Genomic DNA, 24,709 nt, shown 5'->3' with positions numbered 1-24,709 from the left:
AAGAATCCACAGAAGATGCGAGCGAAAAGCGACTGGAATGCAGGCAGCGCAACCCGCCAGACAGGTACAGACACAGCCCGTATCGCAAGGACAGCAACAGGCGGAGAAGCACGGGTCACAGATACCTGTACATTCGGGACAGCCGAGATCTGGCGTTACCGCGCCAGGCTGAGCATAGGCCAGTGCTACGGCGGCAGATGCCGGTTGCAGCCACTCAAGCTCAAGACCAAGGAGGGTGCCTACGAGAAGAAGCCCAAGACGAGACAGCCCCCCTAAAAAGCCCCGCCGAGACTGCCGCATCAGTCCCTCGATCAGGCGGTCATTGAGCCGCCGCCTCTCGCGAGGCGCTTGCCGCTCTTCAGACATATCACGGTCTCCTTTCGCCTGGTCTTATCTCTCTCCCTGTTCATTGGATCTGCGCTATCGGTATGCGTGGAAGGAGCGAGTGATCAGGCGGTGCGACCTGCAAGGTCAAGTACAGCCAGTTCGGTCCAGGATTGCGCGACTGATCCAGTACGCGCCCATTCTCATCTAATGCCAGGCCAATGGGAATGGAGGCCACCAGATAGCTCCCGCCACCAGGGCCTCACTATCAACAAGTACCACTATGCCTTCGCGCTCTCGCAACGTCTCGGCCATCAGCCGCACCTCAGCCGGCTGGCCATAAATCACAGCGACAACCATCCACCCCAGCGCCGGCACCCCTCCAGGACGGCTGGCCAGCTCATCGAGCTGAGCCACAATAGCCCGACAGGTAGTGCAGGAGGCTGAGAGCAATAGTAAGAGGACCTTGCGCCCACGCTGGAGCAATTGCCCTAGAGAGGTTGCTTGACCAGCCACATCGCTCAGCGTAAAATCACTGACTTTGTCGCCAACCTCGAAACGGGTCACACGCACGCTCGCCTGTCCTAGACGGCCCTGGAGGGAGCCTAGATAACGCAGGATGGCGAAGACGATGCAGGGGAACAGGTGGGGATCACCGCTAGCGCCCGGCTTGTGGTGTGCACCTATTGTGAGCCGTGAGAGGCAGGTGATCCCCTGCGTTTGCCGCTTGTCGCCAGCGCTGGCAATGGTTATGAAATACGAGAATGAGTGAAAAGAACAACAATAAGAGCACGTCGCGGAGGGACAACCTTGCGTCAGCTATCTAGCGCGCCAGACCTCCAGAGCGATGGCAGTCGCACGCTCCTCCCCAACCAGGCGAGCCAGGCGTTTATGGCAGCGCTCCATATTGCGAATGCGAGCCGTAATAAACCGATGCTGAGCGGCACCTGCTGCCAGTCCTGTCAGGCCCCAGCGAGCGGCCTCATACTCGTCCTCCAGGCGCTTTCTTAGTCGCGCGATCTCGCTCTCGCACATATTTTTGCCTCCTGTTACACAAGATGACACGTAGAAAGCGTAACTTTTTTATCGTCTCCAACTATGCTACAATCCTCATAGGGACATGCGATGGCTTCTATTCAGAAGCATAGAATCCCTTTACATCTTTGCATACAAACAGACTAGTTAGTACGGAGAAGGCCCCTGGGGAAGTGCGAACCTGCTATCTGGTCAAGCGAGCACAAGAAAGGAGGCTCCTATGAGCGCGGGTGGCTATCATCATGGGAAAATCATCCGAAAATATCGCGAGCGGCGCGGCCTGACGCAGCAAGAACTGGCGGAGCGCTGGCCGCGTTCCCGGGGAGGAGCGGGTGTTGACTGGCGTTATGTCCAGGCCATTGAATATGGCAAGAAGCGGATCGCCGACCCGGGCACCCTGCGCCGTCTTTGTGAGTTGCTAGAGATTCCTCCCTGGGAATTCGGGCTGTCCTCCTACGATCCCTTCAATCCCCAGGCTGCTCTCCCCAGCAAAAACTATCTCTTCGAGGAAACCCTGGCAGTGGCTGAAGCGCTACTCAGGCAGACCCTGGCCATGAGGCGGTTGGCCCCTCTCCCGGAAATAGAGCAGCAGGTGCAGCGCCTCGGTCGCTTTCTGGAGACCTGCCGCAGCGAGCTGCCGCCACCCTTGCGCCAGGAGCGTCGCCTGCAGATCCTGGCCATCCAGTACCAGAGCCTTGTCGGACTCATGCACTACGAGCATCGCCGCTACGACCGTGCCAGAGGAACTTTTCAGGAGATGCTGACTGCGGCGCGGCAGGTGAGAGACCCAGTCTTGACCGCCCATGCCCTCCAAAAGCTCGGCGTCGAACTCAAACGCATCGGACGCTTCACTGAGGCCATCAGTGCCCTGGAGGAAGCGCGTGATCTCTCGCTCAAGATCAGCAAACCGCTGGCGGCCTTCACCAGCGCTTATCTCAGCCAGATGTACGCCATCGCAGGCGACGCCCTGCGCTTCGAACGCACTATTGAACAGGCTATTGCCCTGGCCGAGCCTCTCAAAGGAGCTTACGGCAATGGGAGCGACTTTGTTTTCCACAAACTCAGCGGCATCTTCCTCCTGCGCTCTCGCGGCTACCTCTACACCAACCAGCCCCAGAAAGTCTTAGAGAGGTACGAAGAACTACGCCGTCAGATCTCTCTTGACAGGAACCTCTGGCTTGATTACCGCCTTCACCTTTACCGGGCGCAGGCGCTTCTACGCCTGCGCGAAGTCGAGGCCTGCATCGAAGAGGCTCGTGCCTTCCTGCAGGCAGTCGCCGGCTGGCAATCGCCCCACCGGCTGACCAAAGGCTCTGAGCTGCTCAGCGAGATAGAGCGCGCCGGCTACGGCGACCTGGCCATCGTGCGCGCCTTCCGCCAGGAGCTGCAGGAGCACCTGCAGCAAGCTCGCAACGAGACGCCCCAGTGAAGTGGGCCAGAGCAGATCGGCTTGCCAGTACAATACGCTAGCCTGTCCGCCAGCGCCCACGAGAGGGAGCCAAAGACGAGACTCAGCCAGGAGCAAACCCTACCACCACCACCAGCACAACACAACGACGGCGCCAACCTGGTCCGGTCCAGATTGGTGCCGTCGCCCTTCTCCCTCGCCTGACCAGTGCGGCGCCTCACGCGCCATCCTGTTGATCTCGCGCCAGCTGACAGCGAATCCAGCGCGGCTGAATCTGCTCCAGCGGCTTCGCCTCCATAAACAGCGAGAGCTGACGATCCTCACGAAACAGCGCCTCAAAATCCTCGGGAGCAAAGGCTTTCCGCAGGCGCGCGGCGTAGGAGCTGGTCAGCAAGCGGATATAGTACTCAACATCGTAGTCACGGCGCTCGGCCAGCTCCCTGCTACTCTGGCGGACGCGCTCCACCGTCGTCAGCGGCGCCTCTCCCTCAGCCAAAGCCGGTGCCTGCCCCACCAGCCACTCCCGACCAGCGGGCGCCTCCTCTGTATTCTCATCGGGCAACCAGACATACTGCTTCTCGGCGGCCCGATAGAAGCGCACCCGCTCGCCGGGAAACCAATGGCTCCGTCCCGCCCTGATCAGCGCCTCATAAGCGGGTTCCTGATGCAGCTGGCGTGTAGCAAAATAGGCTTCTGGTGTCTTTGTCAGCCGCACCTGAGTCGCCACCTCTGCGGCTGGCAGCCGTCGTGTGCGCAGGGCCTCGACTGTCTCCAGATAAGCAGACCGCACCTCATGGACCCTCCCCAGCATCGTCGCCAGCAGAGCACGCCGCAAGAAGCGTTCGCCGAACGGTTCTGCGCGGCTGGAGCGGAGAGCCACCCCGTGGACGATCAAGCGACCATCGTAAGTCAACAGGGCATAATTCTTCACCTCATGGCTGAACATAGCCCGATAGCGTCCCTCATACTCCAGACGAATCCCCGAGGGCAAGCCCGCCCCAATCTCGGCCACCAGGGTCCGCTCTTGTTCCTCGCCCCACGTGGGGGGGACCGCCACATAGACGCCATCGGTATCGGCCTCAATCAAAGCCAGGCCGCGAGCCCGCAGCGCCTCCACCACCTGATCCAGAATGGCGCGCCCCCGGCGCGTCACCTCAGCCGCGGCCTGGGCATCGGCGAAGAGCGCCATCTTGCCAGCGCCCATATAGCCATAGGCCGCATTGATCAAAATCTTCATCGCGGCCTGAGTCGCGGCATGGTGATTGGCCTCGACCGAGCCAGGGGGAGCCTGACGGGCAGCCTCCTTATGCCGCAGGCGCAGATCCGTCAGACGTCCCAGGATACTCAAAAGCACCCCCAGCCGATCGCAGCGCGGACCAATCGCGAAGGAGCGCATCAACGAAGGATAAAGCGAAGCCACATCCGCCTTGACCACATGCTCCGCTACCCCCGTCGCAAAGAGATGCACTGCGCCACCCTCGTGCGAGCCGTCACCCTCAGCCTCCTGCTCTGAAGGGCGCGGCAGCGCCGCCCCCGCGCGTAGATAGCTGCGCACCAGAATCGGCTCCAGGATTCCCATCGCCGGACCCGCCGAGACCAGGCGCTCGTAGCGACGTGGCGCCATGCCCGCCAGAGCGAAAGGGGCCCCCAGCAAGCGACGCGACAGGCCATCGACCTCCTCCACATCATCTAAGGCATAGCGACGCACCCGCTCAGGATCGTGCCGATAGGTCTCCACAATATCCATCCCGGCAATGTAGGTGCGCTCCGCCGAGGCAATGCCGAAGTAGCGCGCCACATCCTTTAAGGCGTAGCTCGGCATATCGCGCACCACAAAATCATGGCGGCGCACGGCATCCAGCGTATCGACCAGCTCCCGGCCCGCCACACTATAGCGCAGGCGCCGCCGCGCCTCCGGCCCAATCGCCAGCGTCTCCTGATAGCGACGCAGGCGGCGCGCCGCCTCCGGTACTCCCTGCCGCCCGAGGATCAGAGGCACCCCCAGCGCACGCGCACGCTCTTCTAAGAATGGCAGATCAAAGCCGAACAGATTATGATTCTCAATGACATCAGGATCGCGCTGGCAGATCAAATCACACAGCTCGCGAATCAGACGCGGCTCATCCTCCTCACGCGGCGCCTCTAGCGTCATCGCCAGGCCGCGACTATCGCGCACCGCCGCCAGGAAAATGCGCCCTCGATGGGGATCAAGCGCCGTTGTCTCCAGATCAAACTGCAGGCGATGGAGATCCTCATAGGCCAGGCCCCGAAAGTAGACCTGGCCCGTCTGCATCAAATACTGCTCCACCGGCCCAACTGCATAGTAATCCTCCAGCTCGCTCAGCGAAGCCAGCCGCCGCCCCAGACGACGCGCGGCCCTCTGCAACAGCAAGCGTTCCAGGCGGCTCTGATCAGCGCAGAATAGCAGGAAACGATAGGCTCTCTCCGGCCCATCCAGCTCGCGATAGTAGACCAGCCCTGGGGGCGCCTCTGACGGCGGAGGAGGCAGCACGGTGACCCGCGACAGACGCCCGCCCAGCGTGGCCAGATCCGTCAGAGAAGTTGCCAGCACCCACGGCCAGAAACGCTCATGCGCACAGTGAACACGCTCACCCTCGCGGCACCAGACCACGGCCTCGCCCTGACGATTCGCCCAGACAGAAACAATGCCCGGTGTCGGCTTCCAGCCAAAGAGGTAGGCATCTTCCTGCTCCTGCGAGCAGAGCGAGACCATCTCCCTGTTGCCGGCAGCTCCCTCAGCAGAAGCTATAACCATCGCTCTTCTCACTGCTAGCTGACGAGAGTGAAGGACAAACAAACGACTTTAACTTTTGTTCTAAGCTTAACACGTTCAGGTCACCGAGCGCAAGGGAGCTAAACGTCCAATAAGGCCCTTGGTTGGTAGTTCGTCTGGGAGAAGAAAAAACCTGAGCGAGCAGTGTCAGGCGTAACGCTCACGAGAGTAGACCAGGAAAGCGCCGGGGAAGCCGGAGCAGAAGACTCACAGCAGGTGTGAGTAACCTTCTACTCCGGCAGTGGAGAGGGAGGCAGACCGCCGGGAAACCAGTGAAAGGAGTAAGAAATCTGCTTACGGCCCGAGGCCGTCGCTAGCTCTAGCCATCTCAGCGACTGAGCTGACAGCCTGTCGACCTGTCTTCCACCCCCAAAGGCGGTCTGCCCTATGGCTCAAGAAATCTGCTTTGCCTGAGTCCTGAGTGAAAGGCTCAGCTCAGTCCGGTCAGTGCGGCGCTACTGCGGTTGAACCGTGCCGCGGCGCGTACACTGGATCACCACCTGATGATTGGCCTGATCCAGCTTTAACGTACACGGAGCACCATTGATTGTCACCGTGCCAGAGCAACCCTGAATGACTCGCCCATTGACCGAGCAATCGACGGTTGTTCCCTGGCCATTGCCGTTACCGTTGCCTCCACCATTGCCGCCCCCATTGGGGACATTAATGGTCGCATCCACCGCGACACCATTGGCATCGGTCGTTACCGTAATCGGATCGGGCAGGTTGATCAGCGCCTGACAGTTCAGCTCCTGATAGGTCGTCACAAAGCGCTGGGCCAGGAAGGTAAAGAGCGAATTAGCCGCTCCCGCATCGGGCGAAGGGTTGGCCTGAGTAAACTGCTGGTCAAGCTTCAGCCGTGCCGGCGCCACATTGACCAGATTCTGACAGTAGGTCGCCGTGCTGGCCTGATTGAGCGAACCCACAGGAGCCTGATCGACTCCAACGCGATAGGCATTCAGCTTGCGCAGATCGAGCTGATCATTGTTGAGCACCATCGGATCGCCGGCAGGCACGAGGGCCACAGGTTGCTTCTGATAGAGGGCCGCCTGCAGCTCATTGAGCGGCAAGGCCGCAACCGTATGACCGGGATCGGCCAGATCGGGCGCCATCCAGGGTGTGCAACCAAGGGCGCTATCGAGGCCGATCGATAGCAGCCGCTCATCGCTGCCGTTGGTTTGCACCTGCGCTCCCTGCAGAGCAGCCACATTGGCAGCAGTCATCTGAGCAATACGCCCATCAGCGGTCACCAAATACTCAGTCACCACATTGTCACTCTGATCCTGATCAACCAGGCTGAAATCCCGCGTCGTCGGGCAAGGCTGGCCGTCTTTGGCCGTACCGATCGGAGGAACCTTCAGCCGCCCACTGCGAATGGCGTAATTGGCAGCGGCAAAGAAGGCCGGGGCATTGCAATACGCAAACTGACCAAAGATACTGCCATTGACTCCGTTGACGCAGCGTCCCTGTCTCAGGCTGCCATTGTTATCAACCAGGGTCAGATTGTCGCCGTTGAAGCCGAACCAGAGCCCGACCACCGCCCCTTGTGGCAGCTTGGGCGGGGTTGGCTGGATCGCCGGCTGCGTGCCCTGGTCGACAACAAGCGGATTATAGATAGAGATCTGCCCAGTACGGGGGTCCAGAATGGCCCCCTGGACAAAGGCCGCCTGCGCCGGGTTGGCCTCATGACATGGCCCATTGGCGGGATTGGTGGCAACCAGTTGGTAGGGCGTCGCCAGCCCCTGGGCGCTCAGTGGATTAGGCGGCACGATGAGCGAACAATCGGTATTGTCGTCAGCCGCCCGCGAGGTCAGGTGGGGCAGCACCAAGACCCCCGCCGCAATCAGCAGCAGGAGCAAGGGAATGCTTACCCCCACCAGAATCGGCCAGCGGCGACGTGCTCTCCGTGATCCCTCGTACATCGATAACGGTGCTTGCTTCCGGGACATAGTAGCTGGTTACCTTTCCTTTCCACAGGATGATGCCGCCCCTCAGCGGATATCACCAGTGCCATCCAGACAACTGGTAGGCAAATACAAAAGGGGAAGAGCTACGAGAAAAAACCTTCACTGCGCCCACCCTCTGCCGCGCCCCCACCCCCCGCCCGCTATCCCTCCAGTCTTCAAGTTCGCCTCCCTGCTCACTCGTCTGCCTCTCCCCGTCCACAACTACTCCCTGACCCGGCAGAGGGCACTACGACACAGTCTGGTTCCTGTTCAGCTAGCCCTATACAAGCATAGAGCAGGTGATATGATCTATATGCATCTACCAATCTGAGGCTAATAAAAAAGTACCGGTACAGAGTTGAGAAATCTCAACCTCCGCCTCCGCTTTTTCAGGAAATCAGTACCAGGGAAAAATCTCCTGTAAAGGCCCTACAACTTGAACGTGTAAAGAGGGCTGTCCTCGGGCAGCGCGCGCATGGGGAGAGATGACCGCCGATACAGGTCGAACGGTGGGGAGTAGTGCCTTGCCTGGGCAGATCGGGATCGGCTGCGCGTGCGGCAGAGACGGAGCCGGCCTCATCATCCTGGCAGGAGCAGAGGCTCGCCCCGGCTGGCCTGACGGCGCTCCGCTCAAGCGGCGAGGCAACTCGCGAACTTCACGAAAAGTTAACGCCCTGGCTGATTGTATTTTAGGATGGGCGTGGTATAATGTGAGTGTGATCGGGGATCTACCAATCCTTCAGTAGCAGTTCAGGTGCTCCTCACCTGCCGCTCAGGACTTCCCCATTGCGATCACCACAGGCAGACCTTCTGGCGGGAACCAGGCGAATTATAACTGCAGCCGGACCGTAACAGTCGGTTCATTCAGCCCAGTGTGTTCAGAGGAGCGAACACAGAGTACAGAAGAGGTTTTTTTACCCATGATGTCTTACGAGGATTACCAGGATCGTGTTCTTACCTGCCGTGATTGTGGTCAGGACTTTGTCTTCTCTGCCGGCGAGCAGGCCTTCTTCGCCAGCAAAGGGTTAACCAATCCCCCGGCGCGCTGCCCTGACTGCCGCGCCGCCCGCCGCAATGGCTCCCGAAGTCAGTCTTCGCCCCGTTCCTCTCGGGAGCAGTACGAGGCTGTCTGCTCCAACTGTGGACGACAAACGACCGTTCCTTTCCTCCCTCGCGAGGATCGTCCCGTCTACTGCAGCGATTGTTACCAGGAGATTCGCTCCTCCCGTGGCGGGCGTCGCGATGAGAGCCGGAGCTATAGCTACTCGGGCAGCTATGAGGGAAGCCACGGACGCGGGCGTGAGCGCCGCGGTGGACGCCGCTGGTAGGCGTTGTTCCCGCCTTTTCCGCTGTCTGACTGAGGCTCTGTCTCTTCGACGACAGCCGGTACTTGCTTCAGCCTTCCCGGCCTGACGCCATCCGGCTTCGTCCGTCACTAGCAGTCCCTCAACCTCCACAGCAGGCAGGATCGAGCTTCCAACGGAGCAGGTTGATCCGCTCACAGCAGAACTCAAGAGGCAGGATGGAGGCCAGACCCCTTCGTCCTGCCTCGATTTTCCCCAATCTGCCGTTCAGTCCGACCCCCTCTCTTACGAAGGTCACACGTTCAAAACGTCCTCGCTGGCCGCAGCGGCCCTTGCCTGGATCACCTCGTCCTCTCCTCCCTCCGGCTACCTGTCTACCAGCCCGCTCCTCCGCTTCGCCACGCAGAGCTGAGTCAAGACAGCTCAAGACTGTCAGACCCAGACACGCCGCCCCAGCCAGATCTTGACTGGCCCACTCTGACGCTCTATGAGACCGCCTGTGCCGCATCCCAGTCGGTCCAAAAGGTCGTCTGCAGCGTCGCCAGTACTTCCTCATCGGCTATCAGGATGCCCACTTCGCGATTGCTCTCAAGGCCGGGCGGCGAGCAGTTCTCTGAGCCGACAAAGGCCTCTCGCCCGTCCACGACGAGCATTTTGGCATGTATATAAAGCTGGCCATCTTCGCGCACCGCTACTCCGCCTTGCAGTAGCGTGGCAATGCCCTCAGCGTTCGGATCATTTCCCGCACGCGGGGCTGGCAAAATGACCTGCACCCTCACCCCCCGGCGCTCCGCCGCTACCAGCGCGGCTTCAACCTGCTGGTCCCGCATTTCTTCCTCTTCAACGAGCAATGTCCTCTGCGCCTCACCGATCAGTCCCTGGAGAGCAGCCCGCGCATTGCCCGGGCTAATGACGAGATTAGCATCGTTGATCGCGGCTCCAGCAGTCGTGCGCCGCCAGTCGGCCTCGAAGAGGGCGCTCAGGTTGCTTACATCCCCAGGCCAGGGATCAACGATCCCATACTCACGGTTGGCGACGCTGCGGTTCCCCCCCAGGGCTGCCCGGCTGAAGTTGCCTGTCATGATATAGGCGCGTGCTCCATCCACAATCATCAGTTTGGCATGGGTGAGTGGGAATGCAGGATTGGCATAACGCGCCTCGACGCCAGCGGCGCGCAGTTGCTGCATGGTACCAGCGGGCGAGCCACCACCGTAGGGATGAGGCTCCAGCATCACACGCACGGTCAGGCCCCGTTTGGCCGCTTTCTCCAGGGCCTGAATGACGCTGCGGTCGGTGAGTAGGTAGATCTCAACAGCTAGCGAGTGTCGAGCCTCAGCAATGGCCTGCAGAACAACCTGCTCGCCAGCTTGCGGCTCCACAAAGAGCTGAACGCCCTTGACCCCCGGTCCGGGGGGCACAGCAACCGGGCGAGCGGCGAGACTGACAAGAGGGGACTGCGGCGCCGTCAGGGCTGTGATCCCCGGTCCCGACAGCAGTAAGGGCCAGAGGAGGACCCAGAGCGTCAGCGAGAAGAGGATAGCGGGCGGCCATTGCCGGCTTCTACTCTGAAGATGTGACATCGCCATGCCTCCTGGCTTTCAGGGATAGGTTTGTGGTATTCACTGCCTTCGCGGCTGGCTCCGCAGATTGCCCATCATCAGGAGTGCCATCCGCTCGATGAACTACAGCCAGTATAGTTGGTCGTCCCAAGGCCAAAGGAGAGGCTGCAGGCGGCGCTTCTCATCGCTGAGAGCCAGGTGGCAGCCCGGCATAGCAGGAGGGAGCATCAGGAATGGAACCGAAAATAAAACGGAGGGCGGAGCGCCATTGCTCCGCCCTCACCTCTTGGAGGCAAGGCAGGCTCACGACGAGCCACCACTACCGATCAGGAGGCTCAGGAATGGGTATCGTTCAAGGCAACATCGTCCACGAAGAAGTTGGTGACCAGCGACGAATCGGTCGTCCCCTGGAAGTAGACCTGGATCTGCTGGCCGTAGTAGCTGCTCAGCGCCGAGGTCAGATCAAAGGTGTATTGCGTCCAGCCAGAGGCATTGGCATTACACCTGGTCTGTACGGTTGTGATCGTCGAGCCACTGGAGTTGCGGATACGCACGTAGAAGTAGTCGTAGCAGGTGCTGCCGGACTCCTGCGTGCTGATGTAGAGCCAGTAGCTCAGAACCACCTTGGTCGTTGTGCTGGGCAAGGTGACCGTCTGCCAGATCTGATCATTACAGCCGTTATAGCCGCAGAGGTAGGCGCTGTAACTGCCCGTGTGCGGGTTCGTCGAGTCAACGATCTCATAGCCTCCCGAGGAAGATTCCTGCCAGGGGGTGCGACCACTCTCGAAGCCAGCGTTGCTCAGCAGCTGGGTGGTAGTGCCACCGCCGCCACCGCCGCCGCCACCACCACCGCCACCGCCGCCGGAGGTGCCAGCGACGTCACGAGCAAAGTTCCACACATCGGGCGAGCCGATACCCGTGGCCAGATCGTAGCCCGTGGTGGCCGAGTAGTAGAGGTTATTACCGCTGGTGATATCGTGGTAGGCGCTATAGGTCTGTGTTGTATTGTAGAGGCGGTAGATGGTAGCACTGGCCGAGCCGAGGGTGGCTTTGCCCTGCGAGGTCAGGTACTGGTTGACATCAGCCGCCACGCCGGCCCAGAGAGGAGCCGCTGCGCTGGTACCACCAACGGTCAACCAGCCAGAGCTGGAACAGCCCGCCGCGGTGACAGTACAGTAGACCGAGTAGCCCGTGGCCGGGTCGGCATCAGCCGAGACATCTGGCACCATTCGATTGGCGTTGGTCAGATTTGGACCGGTCTGGTAGGAGGGACGGGCGAAGTAGGAGCTGATGCCACCACCGCCGCCCGAGCCATGCGGACTGCGCTGCGTATCGCTGGGATTCGACCAGGCTGACTCACTGCTGTAGGTGCCGCCGCTACCAGTGACCAGATGCGTTCCGCCCACGCCGACAACATAAGGATCATCGGCAGGCGAGTCCACAGCCAGGCTGTTGTTATCACAGTCATAGGCCCCCGAGTCACCAGAGGCAGCAAAGAAAGCCTGGCCCTGGGCCGCTCCCTGCTTGAAGATGTTGTCAAGGGTGGCCAGCTCCGAGGTTCCCGCCGCCGCTTCGCATTCACCCCAGCTGATGCTGACGACTTTGGCCAGGTTGTCTGTCACGATACGATTGTAGGTGTCGTTGACTCCCGTGACAGTGTTGGGTCCAATGTAGATCTTCTGGTTGGCACCAGGCGCGATGGCCGAGACGACTTCCATATCCAGCTCGACTTCGATCGCTCCTGAGCCCGCGGTGTTGGTCGCCCCATCTACCAGAACATTGGAATATTTCGCCGATCCGAGGCCATAATAGCTCAGGTAGGCGTTGACGTCGGCAGCCCGGTAACCATCCAGTTCAAAGATGGCTACGGTCTGACCGCTGCCGTTGCTTCCCCCATTGATGAGCGAGTTCATGTCATACGCAGTGCGCAGCTCGCTCGGGGTATAGCCACCACCCGGGCCAGTGTGCGGCACCTGGCTGCTGCTGAGACGCTGCAGGCCCAGGGGATGGTAGTGGGCAACGTTGTCGAGACCCGCAATGTTGAGGATCAGGCCGCCAAGCTCCGCCGGCACAGATGGCTCACCGGTCGGCGCATAGACGGTGCGATTCCCGATTTGATAATCGGCCAGCGTGATGGCAAAAGCCTGCTCCACCTGGGCAACACTACCGCTGGCGTTGATGAGTGTGCGGTTGGGCGAGACGCTGCTGACGCGCAACCCCTGGGCACGCAGGTAGGCTACCACGCGGTTGACGGTCTCAGGCGTCGGCCCAAATTGCTCGGCAAACTGCTGCGGGGTGAGGTAGTGATGATACAGTGGAGACTGCGGGTCATTCTGCGCCGCTAGCAACGCATCAAGTTGGGCTTCGTTGCGAAGCTTGAGCGCTATCGATAACTGCAGGGTGCGGTTGGCACTCTCGTTGTGGAGTGGCTTGTGACTCCTGAGCAGTGGCACCATGTGCCCACGGATCAGACTCCGATTGGTCGGGGCCTCTCCATGAAGCTGGGCATAGGCAGTGGATGGTACGATGAGAAGGAGTAGGGCCGCCACACTACTGGCGCTGAGCGCAAGCAGGACAATAGCCAGGCGGCGCGCAGATCGGAAGAATGTTGCGATGTTCATCGGCACCTCTAGCTTGTAAGGTCGGTACGGCTGTGTACCGCTAGACTTGGCCGGACAACATGGTCAGAGACAGCCTATCATCAGGTAGTACAGGCAAAAGGTGGATCGGCTAAGAGGTCAACCTTCGAGTAACCTCTACCAGGACAGGAACATTGCTGGGGGTTGAGAAAGACACCTCCTTTGCTTGCAGAACACTTATCTCAGCTCGTCAGACAGCTGAAGATCTGTAGCAGAAGAGGCCACAGACACAGGAGAAGCGTTACTCGTGGTCCACGTGCAGGAAGCAGCTGGCACCGGGGAGTCAGACATCCCCGCTTGCTTCCTTTATACAAGACGAGCCTATAGTTAATAATACCGATGCAGATCACGTCTGTCAAGTATATAGGACCGGGACAGAGATACCGTCATCTCTTCCGTTTGCACAGAAACGCTAAAAAAGCGCAAGGAGACCAGGAGAAGGAAGAGCATGCAGTCGATCTCAGCCGCGAGCCGGGTCCTCGGCCCCAAGAAACAGGGTCGCACGCAGGTTCCAGCTCAAGGGTCAGGAAGGAGAGTCCGAAGACGTATAATTATTAGCAGATGCAGAGATATACCAGTGAGTACGAAAGAAAGAACGTCCCACGTCCGTGAACAGATCGTCGAGCACAGCAACACCAGAGGGCAGCGTGCCCGCCAGCCATCGCCAGCGGCTCAACACCTTCCGCGCCCTGCGTCATCGCAACTACCGCCTGCTCTGGATCAGCCTGGTTGTCTCCTCTGTCGGGACCTGGATGCAGATTGTTGCCCAGAGCCTGCTTGTTCTCAAGCTGACCCATAATTCGGCCCTCGCCCTGGGGGGGGTCTCTCTGGCTCAAGCCAGCGCTTTCCTTCTCTTCGCGCTCATTGGGGGAGGAGTAGCCGACCGTATCGACCGTCGTCGGCTGCTTCTTTGCACGCAGAGCGCTTCAATGGGGCTGGCTTTTCTGCTTGGGGTGCTGACCCACTTGGGAGTTATCCAGGTCTGGATGATTGTTCTGATTGCCTTTTGCAACAGCATCGTCCTGAGTTTCGATCAGCCGGCGCGCTCTGCCCTCATCCCCCAACTGGTGCCGCGGGAAGACCTCATGAACGCCATTTCGCTCCAATCCGCCGTTTTTAACGGAGCGGCGGTCATTGGTCCTTCGCTGGCCGGCCTGACCATTGGCCTCATCCACTATGCGGGCAATTTCTTCCTCAATGCGGTCAGCTACCTGGGCGTGCTGATCGTCCTCTTTCTCATGCGCATCCCGGCAGGCGAGGGGCAGATTGCGGCACCTGGTGCGAGCGCTGGCAATCTACTGGGATCGATCCGTGCAGCGCTGGAGGTCATCGGGCGCGACGCCGTTCTGCCCTGGGTGATCGCGGCCTACGGCGCCTTGCTGTTCTTCAATCCCTCGGCGGCCATTATCCTGCCCTATTTCTCCGTGCAGGTGCTCCATCTGACGCCGTTCCAGCTCGGTCTCCTCTTCTCGGCCTCTGGCGTCGGCACTGTAGTGGGGGCGCTGGGACTGGCTTCTCTTGGGGAAGTCAAGCGCAAGGGACGGCTCCTTATTCTGGCCTTCAGTCTCTGGGCTCTGGCCCTGCTTTTGTTCGCCCTGAGCCGTCTTTTCTGGCTCTCGCTGCTGACCCTCTTCCTGGTTGGAGCCATGCAGAACGTGATTGCTGCCACTATAATCACGCTGATGCAGACCCGTGTTCCTGCCCAGATGCGAGGGCGTGTCATGAGCCTCAACACGCTGATGATCATGGCGATCAGGCCACTGGGAGATTTCTGTGCCAGTGGCCTGATCGCGCTCATCGGTGGTCCCCCGACCGTGGCCTTAGCCGCGGGCATTGTCGGCCTGCTTAGTCTTGTGCTCGTCAGTGGGCGCCCAGCCGTGCGTCATCTCGCAGAGCCGGGCGCCCGCCCACACCAATCCTGATGAGCGACTCCGCAGAGGGCCGCGCCGCGGCCCAACCTCAGCCTGGACTGACGGTAACGGTGATGACCTGGGGACTGCTCTGCAGTGGGTTCTGTCCGCCATCGCTGGCCGTAATGGTAATCTGACCCCGCAGCGTCTTCAGCAGCAGGCGCGGAGGCGTGACATAGACCGCGATGGTCGTTCCAGCACCGCTCTCGCTACCGCTGGCCTGACTCAGATGGAGCCAGGAGGCGCTATCGTTATCGACGCTGGCAGCCCAGGCCACTGGGCGGGGACAGCCGCCGTCGATGCGTAGGGAAAGCATCTGCGGGGGCGGATTGGGCTGCAACAGCGAACTGTTGAAGCTCAAGCTACTGGGGGTGACCTCGAGGACGCAGGGAGCCAGAACCGTTAAGGTCACAACCACCACCTGCACCAGCTGGCTGGGATTGACTGGCATGCCATCGGCGGGCCCCAGCGAGACACTGAACTGGCCGTTATAGGTCCCCGGCGTCAGGTTGGCCGCGTTGACACTGACACTCAGCTGCGCCGTCTGGCCAGCCGCCAGCGTGCCGCCGAGAGGGGCCACATTCAGCCAGGGAGTAGCGCCCGTGTTGAGTGTCACCGACCACAGCAGCGGATGCTGGCCAGCGCTCAGCAGGACAGAGCGCGCCGCCGGTGGCCGGCCTCCCTGCTCGATCGTAAAGCTGAGGCTGCTGGGCGAAAGGGTTGCCCCCAGAGGAGTGCGACCAGCACCGCCGGTGGCCGCCGTTGTCGTGGCACTGCCACTGGTACCGCCTGGAGCCGCCGAGGTTAGCAAGTTCAAGAGAACCGCCACCGTTTGGGTCCGTTGCTGCATGGAGAAGAGGATAAAACCACTATAGGTACCGGCGCTTAGCTCGCTGAGGGCCACGCTGACATGCACGCTCATTCCGTGGGTTGCATCGACCCGACCGCTGGCCGGATCAACCTTGAGCCAACTCGCCGAGGTAAACGCCTGCCAGCTCAGGCTGGAGACGCAGCCCGCTGCTAATCCCAACTCAAGCGACTGATCGCTGGCACTATTCTGCCCTGAGCCGATCGTGAAGGTCAGGCTCTGGGAGCTTAAGGTCAGGCGGCAGGCAGGCAGGACCGTGAGCGAGACCGCCAGCACCTGGGTTGCTGTCGCTGCTGGAGCCGAAGAGCGGGCGTTGCTCACCCGGACGATGGCCAGGTAGAGGCCAGGCAGCAGATGGGTACCCCGGGCCGTTATCTCTAAAGAGAGACTCTCACCAGCGGCCAGCCTTCCCTGGTCCGGCTTGAGCTGGAGCCAATCGGCGCGAGCCGGCAGCGGCGCATCCTGGCTAGCCTCGGGCGGTACCAGCAGGCGGCTGGACCAGGTCATCGCCTCATGCTCGGGATTAGCCAGCGTGACAAATTGGGCGGCGGGCGCCGGACCACCATCGCTGAGCGAGAAAGCTAGAGCCGCCGGCGTTAGCGTAAGCGGCAAGGTCTGCCGACCGTTGTCTGTGGTAGGGAGCGCATCGACCCGCATCGTCACCTGGACATGCAATGAAGGGCCGCTATCAGCGCTAAAGGTAATGGTCCCGTGATAGAGGCCTGGCCGCAGATTGGCGCGTGACCCTGCGATTAAGATCGCCTGACGCTCGCTGAGCACACCTTGTGTCGGAGTGGTCAGAAGCCACGGCTGATCGCTGCTCGCCGTCCAGGAGAGGCTCCCATCGCCTCCGTTGCTTAACCACAGGGGCGCCACGCTATTGAAACCTTGCAGCGCCTCCCCCAGATCCAGGCTGCGACGATTGACCTCCAAAACTGGAGAGCGCAGCGGACCACTGGCCAACACCTGAACAGTCGTACTGGCCGTATAGTGGGTGGCGACATCTTCGGCCTGAATGGTATGGCCGCCGGGACTCCAGTCGCGCCCAATGGTGACGGTCACATCGGCGCTGCCTGCCGCTCCCAGGTGCACAATGGAGGCCATACCCACAGGCGCCAGGGCCTGACCAACGTCGTAGCTGAAATAGACCTGTGCAAAAGCCGGAAAATGATCCAGATGGAGATGCACAGCCTGGCCAGCATGGACCAGCGTCGGCGTCGCCGTCAAGAACGGTGGCTGTCCTACTGGCGTAGTCGGCTGACGGACCCCTGCGAAACGTGAGCGGATCAGCCACCCATTCAGGCTAATGAGCAGGAGCGCCAGAATCGCCAGCCCGACAAAAAGCCAGCGCAACCAGGCTTTGCGTCCTGGCCGTCTCCGCCACAACACCCAATCCCGGCCTTCTAAGAGCCTGGGCCCTGTCTGGGCCTCCCTGAAGCGGCAGGGATTGGGGCCAGATGGCGATCCACCAGGTCGCGCCCAATTCCCTCCCTTGGAAGCGGGCAGGCTTGTTACCGACGTCGCCCGCACCGGCTCTGCTCCTCTAGCTGACTCGCCATCGCGCTGCGGAGGCCTCCAGCTCCAGGCTTCCGGCTCCTCTGCAGCAGAAGCAGCAGAGACCAGCTCCTCAGACCAGGCCTGGCGCCGGGCCATCCTCGACCAGCGCCAGGCTGGCCAGCCCTGATTCGCCTCACCTTGCTCAAGTGGGGGAAAACTGCCCTGAGTTCCTCCCTCCCGCCCCGTTCTCCGCTCTTCTGATCCCGGCTCCAGTATGGAGCGCGCTCGTGGATCAGCACCACCTTCCTCTTCCCAAACCCCATCAGCGGCACTCATCGGCACCGTCGGGAAGCCACGCAGCGAGGGCGGCGGCCAGCCATCACTATCCGAAGAAAACCCAGCCACCCGCCGTCCTTCATCTCTCGGGGGAAAAAGCTTCTCTTGCTCAGCGAGGGCATGACGTTGCAACAGCAGTGCCCGACACTCGTCGCAAAACACCACCCCTTGCTCACATGGCCTGTTGCAGTAGAGGCACCGATTCATTATCACCAGACCCTTCCTACACTCTCAAGCCGCATCCTATGATCCTACGACCAACTCAGTCCAAATGGGCAGCTCTGGTACTGCTATGAATAGATAACGAAGAATTCACGAGTGAGTCACTCTAGAAGAGGCTGCAGCCCATTCGTCTTGATATTATCAGGCGCAGGGAGCTATTGTCATCCCCCATTTCTCTCTTTCATTGACACCATGCAGAAGTGCCAGTTATACTCTCCTTGCTCTGGAATGAGATAGTCCCGTGAGCGCGCGCCAAAAGCAAGCAAGCGAGAAAAGAAGAGGGGGAAGCAAGATGTGGCAAGAGGTAGAAACAGCACCCCTGGTCAAATGGAGCAGTGACCGACAGGACAGAAGCAGTAATGGTCACCTGCGGATGACAGTCCTCATGCCCCGGTGGAGGAGCTATGCGCGAGCGCAATCGCTATATCGATAGAGTGATTGGCCACTATCGGATCATTGCCGGCCTCGGCAATCGACCAGCAAGTAGCGCCTATCTGGCTCAGCATCTGACAGCCCCCGGCCACACAGTGGTGATCAAGTTCTTCCACCCACCTTTTCCTCGCAATCGCGAGCAGTATTTCCGCGAAGTGCGCCTGCTGAGGATGCTGCGCCATCCGCATCTGCTTCCTCCGCTAGAGAGCGGGGTCGACCAGGACGAAGCCTATTTGATGAGCGAATACGCGCTGCGTGGCTCGCTGCGCCAGCGGCTGGCACGCCAGGGGATGACCCCGCTGAGCCTCTCCGAGGCGGGGACCTTATTGCAGCAGGTCGCTGAGGCTCTGGCTTACGCCCATCACTTCAACGTGATGCATGGCAACCTGAAGCCGGAGAACATCCTCTTCAATACCAAAGGAGAGCTGTGGCTCACCGACTTCAGCTGGGCCACCGCCACCGACGGTGAGCCGCAGCTGCGCCCTGGCAGTTGGCCTTACATGGCCCCTGAGCAGTTCGAAGGGATGGCGAGCCGCGCCAGCGATCAGTATGCTCTGGCCTGCCTCGCCTATGAGCTGCTGACTGGGCGACCTCCTTTCAGCGGCACCGATTTTGCAACGTTAGCCCGGCAGCATACCCATGAGCAGCCGGTAGCTCCGACGCAGCTCAACTTGCTGCTGCCGCGCCGGGTAGATGAGGTGCTTCTGCAAGCCCTGTCCAAAGACAGCAACCAACGCTTCCCCACCGTCAAGGAGTTCATGGCAGCGCTCTTCCCGGCAGCTGGCACCACTCCTGCCCCTAGCCTACCCGCACCAGCCAGCGAGACACGTTTGCTATCAGCGGGGCGAGCCAGACCATCCCCCCTCGAGTTCTCACCGGCGAGCGGCGAACTGTTCCGCCCCAGCGAGGCCAGCCGTGTCCCCGAGGCCGAGGGTTCCAGCCCCAATCTCGACCAGCCCATCGCCCCCGGAGGGACTCAGCCTGGCATACCCGAGGCTCCGGCAGCAAGTAGCGCCAGCAGCGAGGCCAGCAGTACTCAAAGGCAGGCAGGGATTTTCACCAGCAATGCATTGACAGAGAGAGAGATCTCAATCTACGAGCAGGAGACCATACCACAGCTCGCCCTGCCCAACCAGAGCCAGGGGGCAGCCTTCCCCCCAGGCGAGGGAGAGGCACCTGCCAGCTCATCGCCTGCCTCAAGCCCGTCTCCAGCTCCAGACGCGAGCGGAAGCGCCCTGGAACAAGCAGGAGAGCTGCATCAGCAGGCCAGCGAGCTGGAGGAGGTAGAAGCCTCAGCCACGCCCGCTCTTCTCTGGAACGAGCAGCCTACGTTAGTGAGCGAGAGCGTCAGGCCAGCATCCGGCAGCCCAGCCGCTCTTCGCGGTAGTCAGGGCGTGAGCTATTGGCGCGAGGCCAGTCAGGGACGCTGGATTCTCATGGGGGCGGTCAGCCTCCTGGTCATCCTGAGCCTGCTCATCATCCTGCTCCTGCCACTGCTCTCAGCCGGCCTGTGGCGCCAAACAGCCCAACAGACTCCCACGATCTCCACAAGCACCGCCATTGTCACGGTGACCTCAACGCCGTCGCCCCTGCCCAGTCCGACACCTTCACCCTCACCTACAGCGACACCCACGCCCACACCCAGCCCTACGCCCAGCCCGACCCCGCGTCCCACGCCCACACCCACCCCTACGCCCACCCCTCCGCTGCTGGCCGTCAGTCCAGCCCAGCTCAACGGACCAAACAGCTGCAGCCATGAGAGCTTCACCTTCCGCTGCCAGGTCACGCTCTCGCTCTCCTCCGCAGCCAGCGATACCACCCAGTGGTCGGCCAGCAGCTCAAACGTCCGCGCCTTCTTCGCGCCACAGCAAGGCTGGCTAGAGCCTGGCAGTCAACAGCAAGTCACGATCTACATCTACGCCTCCTGCCCGCGTCAGGGCCTGCTGCTCTTTCGCACCCAGGATGGCACCTCGGCGCAGGTCACCTGGACCTGCTAGCGCCAGCCAGGAGATCCCCGGCTGTCCCCGGCAGAGCCAACAGTAAAGCGCCGCCAGGCTGCTGCCCCTGCGCCATCCGCCGCTCCTCCAGGGGGAAGCGCCTCCCTTACTGATAACGCAAGGCCTCGATCGGCGTGACCCGCCCCGCCTGCCAGGCCGGCAGGAGCGCCGCCACCAGCGAGGCCATCAGAGCCAGACCGATGATGAAGGCCAGTTGGCCCCAGGGAATGACAAAGACCAGGCCAGTCTGATAGCGCTCAAAGAAGTTGGCAGCGAACAGATTGCTCGCCAGCAGCAAACCCAGCACGAGACCGATCAAACTGCCGAGCACCGCCACCAGAACGGACTCCCCCAGGAAGGCCGTCCTGATCAAACGACGGCTGCACCCGAGCGCGCGCAGCATCCCAATCTGTTGACGCCGCTCAATCACGGCGCGCGTCCCCGTAATGGCCAGGGCCGCTACCCCTAGCAAGAGGGCCAGCCCGACAATGCCGATCATGATATCGCTGAGAAGGATGCGCGGCCCACGCACTTCCCAGATGGCATCTTCCAAAACGGTCGTCTCAAGGCCCTCGTCGAGAAAGGCCGAGCCAAGCTGCAAGGCCAACGCTCGCTTATCCTGACCTGGCGCCACCTTAAAGTAATACGCCTGGACTTCGGGATTGTTCGGAGCGGGTGCAATTGAACCATAGAGTCGCTGCGATATGTAGAGTCCGAAATGATCTCCATTGCTATTATCAACCACACCAATAATGGTGAGCTTGGCGACCGAGGCATTGAGCAAGGCAGAAAGACCATCACCCCCCGGCGAGCGCGTCACCCAGAGGCTTTGCGGCGTGAAGCTCGTTTCTCCCAGCGAGATCCCACTGAGGGCAAAGGTATAGTAAGGATCGAGGCCGGGCGGCGTGAGCGGGGCTCCAGCCTCACTGGCCGTCGGCGCCGAGGGATCATAAACCCCAGGCGAACCACGGGCCCCCAGGCTGGCCGCCAGGGCACTGCTGTCAATCAAGGCGTAGTTCGGATGCTCTTGCAGCGCCTCCCAGACAGCGGCATCACTGTTGAAACCCCGCGCGCGCGCCACCAAATGCAAACCATAGCCCTGGAGAAAGCCCCCACTGATCACCTGAGCCGGATAGAGCCGCCAGGCCGGCTGAGAGGCTGTCGGCTGAATGACCCCCACCAGCGTCGTGGTGCGCACCCCGATGGCGCTGAAAGCCCCAGGATCAATGCCATGCCGCGCCAGCATGGCCCGCAATTGCTCATCAGGGGCCTCTTTTCCCTGACTGGACAACAAGGGCCGAAAGTAGGGAATGGCCTGAATATCGTAGCCGCCGGTCTGCAGATTAATGTCGGTGTAGCTGTGCTGCATGGCCGCCGTGATCACGGTCATCACGGTCAAAGCAAAAACAACCAGGCTGAACATCATCACGCTCAGCCCCATGCGAAAACGATAGTGCAGCGGATAGGAGGCCATCAGACGGGCCAATAGATGCAGACGTGGACACACGCGCGAGAGCGCCAGCAGCGGCTTGACCAGCAGCTCGCCGTTGGCAACAAGGGCCCAGACAATCCCCAGTGTCATCATAAAACCAGCCAGAAAGAAGACTTCGATGCTGGAGCGAAAACGCACCAGGCCCAAGGAGGCGAAGAGGTCGAAAGGAACAGCCCAGTAGGCACAGATGAGCAGGCCAGCAATGGCCGGCACCAGCCGCTCGCCGAGACGACGAACCTGCGGCTTGTACCTGGCAGGACTAAAAGCCACCATGCCGGTCTTGAGAAACAGACAGCCACCAATGACCAGGAGCGAGAGGCCCAGGGAGAAGGGAGCTACCAGGCGCTCTGTCAGACCATAGGAGAGCAGCCCGAGGCCCACCAGTAACGGAAGCAGGCCCGCGAGGACCAGGGCCCGCCCGCTCTCGATGAGCAGCTCGCTGAGATAGCTGAGCAGGCGACGACTGCGCTGACGCAGCGCCTTCCCCACCAGCCCAAATAGCTCCCTCAGCTCCGCCAGCGTGCGCGATCGCCGCTCGGGCTCCGGCAGATTGCGCAGAGCCTCCACCACGGTCATACGACTCACTAGCCAGGCAGAGACCGTCACAGCGCAGAAGGTGAAGATGGCACCAAGACAGTAGGCGATGAGCAGACTGCGCGGCTGAAAGGTCAGCTTGAGCGGAAAGTCGAAGCGCTCCAGCACCGGCCCGAGCAGCAGCACCAGCAAGGCCCCAATGGCCACGCCAAGCGCCAGGCCGATGAAGGAGGCCAGCAAATCGTAGATCGCCCCTTCGAAGAGGAAGGTCAAGACCAGATGACGACGCAGTACCCCAACAGCCCGGGCCATGCCCATCTCAACCCTCCGTTCCGCCGCCAACAGCACGAAGATGAGAAAGATGAGCAGCATCCCAATGGCCACAATAAAGAGGGTGAATAACACGAAGATGCGCGAGAAAATGTCTTGCGCCTTCTCCGAGTTGAGAATAGCGAGCTTCTTGACCTCAATGACATGGACGTTGCGCGGGATGAGCCGCTCTAGCTTCTCTTCGACGCGATCGGAGATGGCAATGCTATCAGGTCCATCGCTCCCGCGATTGGCCACGAAAATCTGCGTGATGGCCTCGCCGCACTGCTCAATTCGCCGAAAGAGCTGCACCTGACTGACAATGAAAGGCGTTTCGCCTATCATGCCGCTGCTATCGGCAATAGCACGCACACGCACCTCATAGCGCTGCCCTGGCCAGCGCTGTGAGTAGAGATAGAGGCGATCGCCCGCATGAGCGTTTAAAAGCTGCGCCAGTGTCCGATTCAGATAGACCTCGTTGCGACCCAGCGAGGTGAGATGTAAACGGCCCTTGCCATCCTCGGCCACAATCCCCCCAAATCCATCCTCGCTACCTGGCAGAGCAGCCAGAGCTGTTACAGCCGAGCGCACCTGACGCGAGGTCTGATCGGCCACCAGCAGGTCATGTTCCATAATGGCCGCCCCCAGGGCCGCAATGTCGGGGTCGTCACGCAGCTGCGCCCGCAGGCGATAATAGACTGCCTCGTCGAAGAAGCCCAGATCACCAGAGCCACCCTCGATCGTCTCATCAACGTTGCCCACATTGTAGGTCGCCACACTGCGCACCGCGCCTGTCATAACATCACCGGTTGCCAGGGCGCTAGAGAGCAGCGTAGTCGACAGCATGAGCGCGAAGATGATCAGCATCATCTGCGTGCGCCGCCGCGGGATGTTGCGCACACCGATCTTAAAAAAAAGCCGATTGCCCAGCGCCAGTACCAGAACCAGCGCCACAATCGCCAGGGTAATGGTCAGCAGGATTGTGCTGAGCGTATCTAGTGGGATGCCAAAAAGTTCCGTCATGCCACGTTCTTGCAAACTGACTGAGCCTGTCCGATACCTCCTGTCACAGCTGCCCTCCTCCGTGGCAGCCTGCCTTACTGCTTATCTGCCGGGTCACACACACTACCGGCCTCTGTCGCTCAAGCGGCGCCAGGCCGCGCCCTGTCTCAGCGCAAAGCCTGATAAAAGAGATCAGCCAGAGCTACGTAGCCGATGACGCTCGGATGGAGGCCATCGTCACTCACGTACTCGGGATGGCGGGCCAGATTGTAGCGCTGCTGCGACAGATCAACGAGGATCAGATGGTGCCTCCTGACATTATCAGCAATGGCAGCGTTATACAGCTGGATCTGAGAGCGTAGCCATTGCTGATCGAACGAGCGGAAGTGCGGAAGCAGCGTCAGGTCAGGCACATTGGCGATGGCGATCTTCGCTCGCGGCGCCCCTGCCTGCAGGCGCGAGAGGAGCAGATCCAGATCGCGCGCGTAGGCCGTCACCGGTACCTGATCGGCCAAATCGTTCACGGCCAGCCAGATCGTCACGATGTCAGGATGGACATCGAGCGCGATGGGCAGCTCCAGACGCAGGGCCTGATGGAGATGAATCCCAGGAATGCCGAGGTTGACCAGGTGAACGGAGGGGCCAAGCTTGTGAGCCAGGTCGATGGGCCAGTTATCGGCGTAGGGATCAGCCGTGCCAAAACCAAAAGAGTCGGAAGCGCCAATGGCGACGTAGATAAGACCTTTATGAAAGGTTCCCAGCTCGTCGGTAGCAACGGGCGCTTCACTCGTCGGGCCGCAGGCGCCAAGCAGGCAGAGGCCGCAGAGGAGGCTGACCAACAGCCACAGGTTGGCCATCGGTCGAGATAAACGACCCGACCACGATCCAGGCCACCAAGACCCTGCCGCTGGCCAGGGCCGCTGCAGTAGGCTATCCTTGCCTTTACTACTGTCAGACCTGGGCCGGCTGACGCCAGCCCAGCGAGTCCAATCCTTCGCTGTCATCCTCATGCCCAGGCACGGATCTTTGAGATTTCCTCTAGTGCAATGACAATCTGCCTCTCTATGCGGATTATATCATCTCTTTGAATATCATACTATG

General features: G+C 60.9%; 12 protein-coding genes and 1 pseudogene. 4 read left to right on the top strand and 9 right to left on the bottom strand.

Annotated elements, in window-relative coordinates; genetic code table 11:
• Positions 1-531: 531 nt before the first annotated feature.
• Together BGC09_RS22765 and BGC09_RS05105 are read right to left on the bottom strand one after the other, a co-directional pair.
• Complete coding sequence (locus tag BGC09_RS22765) at positions 532-897, bottom strand: TlpA family protein disulfide reductase (protein WP_176728847.1); 366 nt, start codon at positions 895-897, stop codon at positions 532-534.
• A gap of 246 nt (positions 898-1,143) precedes the next feature.
• The gene (locus tag BGC09_RS05105; protein WP_069802762.1) at positions 1,144-1,359 is read right to left on the bottom strand and encodes a hypothetical protein; all 216 of its coding nucleotides are present in this window, start codon (positions 1,357-1,359) and stop codon (positions 1,144-1,146) included.
• A gap of 220 nt (positions 1,360-1,579) precedes the next feature.
• Here BGC09_RS05105 and BGC09_RS05100 point away from each other — a divergent pair, with 220 nt between their 5' ends.
• Positions 1,580-2,788 carry a helix-turn-helix domain-containing protein gene (locus BGC09_RS05100; RefSeq protein WP_069802760.1) on the top strand — a complete coding sequence of 403 codons (1,209 nt, stop codon included), beginning with the start codon at positions 1,580-1,582 and terminating at the stop codon, positions 2,786-2,788.
• A gap of 196 nt (positions 2,789-2,984) precedes the next feature.
• Here BGC09_RS05100 and BGC09_RS05095 read toward each other — a convergent pair whose 3' ends face one another.
• A complete protein-coding gene (locus BGC09_RS05095) occupies positions 2,985-5,543 on the bottom strand; it encodes a DNA polymerase domain-containing protein (protein WP_218103965.1) in 2,559 nt (852 codons plus the stop codon).
• Between the two features lie 473 nt (positions 5,544-6,016).
• On the bottom strand, positions 6,017-7,510 hold the full coding sequence (locus BGC09_RS05090; RefSeq protein WP_176728846.1) for a hypothetical protein: 1,494 nt from the start codon (positions 7,508-7,510) through the stop codon (positions 6,017-6,019).
• A 920-nt stretch (positions 7,511-8,430) separates the two neighbouring features.
• Between BGC09_RS05090 and BGC09_RS05085 the strand changes: the two are divergent.
• A pseudogene (locus BGC09_RS05085) lies at positions 8,431-8,736 on the top strand (zinc-ribbon domain containing protein); the annotation flags it as partial.
• A 560-nt stretch (positions 8,737-9,296) separates the two neighbouring features.
• Here BGC09_RS05085 and BGC09_RS05080 read toward each other — a convergent pair.
• Together BGC09_RS05080 and BGC09_RS05075 are read right to left on the bottom strand one after the other, a co-directional pair.
• Entirely contained in the window at positions 9,297-10,391 is a 1,095-nt protein-coding gene (locus BGC09_RS05080; RefSeq protein WP_069802751.1) for a phospholipase D-like domain-containing protein, read from the bottom strand.
• Positions 10,392-10,705: 314 nt separating this feature from the next.
• A complete protein-coding gene (locus tag BGC09_RS05075) occupies positions 10,706-12,991 on the bottom strand; it encodes a protease pro-enzyme activation domain-containing protein (RefSeq protein WP_069802749.1) in 2,286 nt (761 codons plus the stop codon).
• 626 nt (positions 12,992-13,617) lie between these two features.
• Here BGC09_RS05075 and BGC09_RS05070 point away from each other — a divergent pair.
• Positions 13,618-14,931, top strand: a complete 1,314-nt coding sequence (locus tag BGC09_RS05070; RefSeq protein ID WP_084657961.1) for an MFS transporter — start codon at positions 13,618-13,620, stop codon at positions 14,929-14,931.
• Positions 14,932-14,968: 37 nt separating this feature from the next.
• Here the strand turns inward: BGC09_RS05070 and BGC09_RS05065 are convergent, their stop codons facing one another.
• On the bottom strand, positions 14,969-17,140 hold the full coding sequence (locus BGC09_RS05065; protein ID WP_069802747.1) for a BACON domain-containing protein: 2,172 nt from the start codon (positions 17,138-17,140) through the stop codon (positions 14,969-14,971).
• A 1,106-nt stretch (positions 17,141-18,246) separates the two neighbouring features.
• On the opposite strand from BGC09_RS05065, the gene BGC09_RS05055 reads away from it, so the two are divergent.
• Entirely contained in the window at positions 18,247-20,271 is a 2,025-nt protein-coding gene (locus tag BGC09_RS05055) for a serine/threonine protein kinase (protein ID WP_069802743.1), read from the top strand.
• Positions 20,272-20,377: 106 nt separating this feature from the next.
• On the opposite strand, the gene BGC09_RS05050 is transcribed toward BGC09_RS05055, so the two are convergent.
• Together BGC09_RS05050 and BGC09_RS05045 are read right to left on the bottom strand one after the other, a co-directional pair.
• Positions 20,378-23,629 carry an ABC transporter permease gene (locus BGC09_RS05050; RefSeq protein WP_069802741.1) on the bottom strand — a complete coding sequence of 1,084 codons (3,252 nt, stop codon included), beginning with the start codon at positions 23,627-23,629 and terminating at the stop codon, positions 20,378-20,380.
• 146 nt (positions 23,630-23,775) lie between these two features.
• Complete coding sequence (locus BGC09_RS05045) at positions 23,776-24,465, bottom strand: SGNH/GDSL hydrolase family protein (protein WP_069802739.1); 690 nt, start codon at positions 24,463-24,465, stop codon at positions 23,776-23,778.
• Between the last annotated feature and the right edge of the window lie 244 nt (positions 24,466-24,709).

The organism is Thermogemmatispora onikobensis (assembly GCF_001748285.1).
Taxonomy (GTDB): Bacteria; Chloroflexota; Ktedonobacteria; order Ktedonobacterales; family Ktedonobacteraceae; genus Thermogemmatispora; species Thermogemmatispora onikobensis.
Note: the sequence above shows the minus strand (reverse complement) of the source record. Positions and strands in the feature narration are given on the sequence as shown.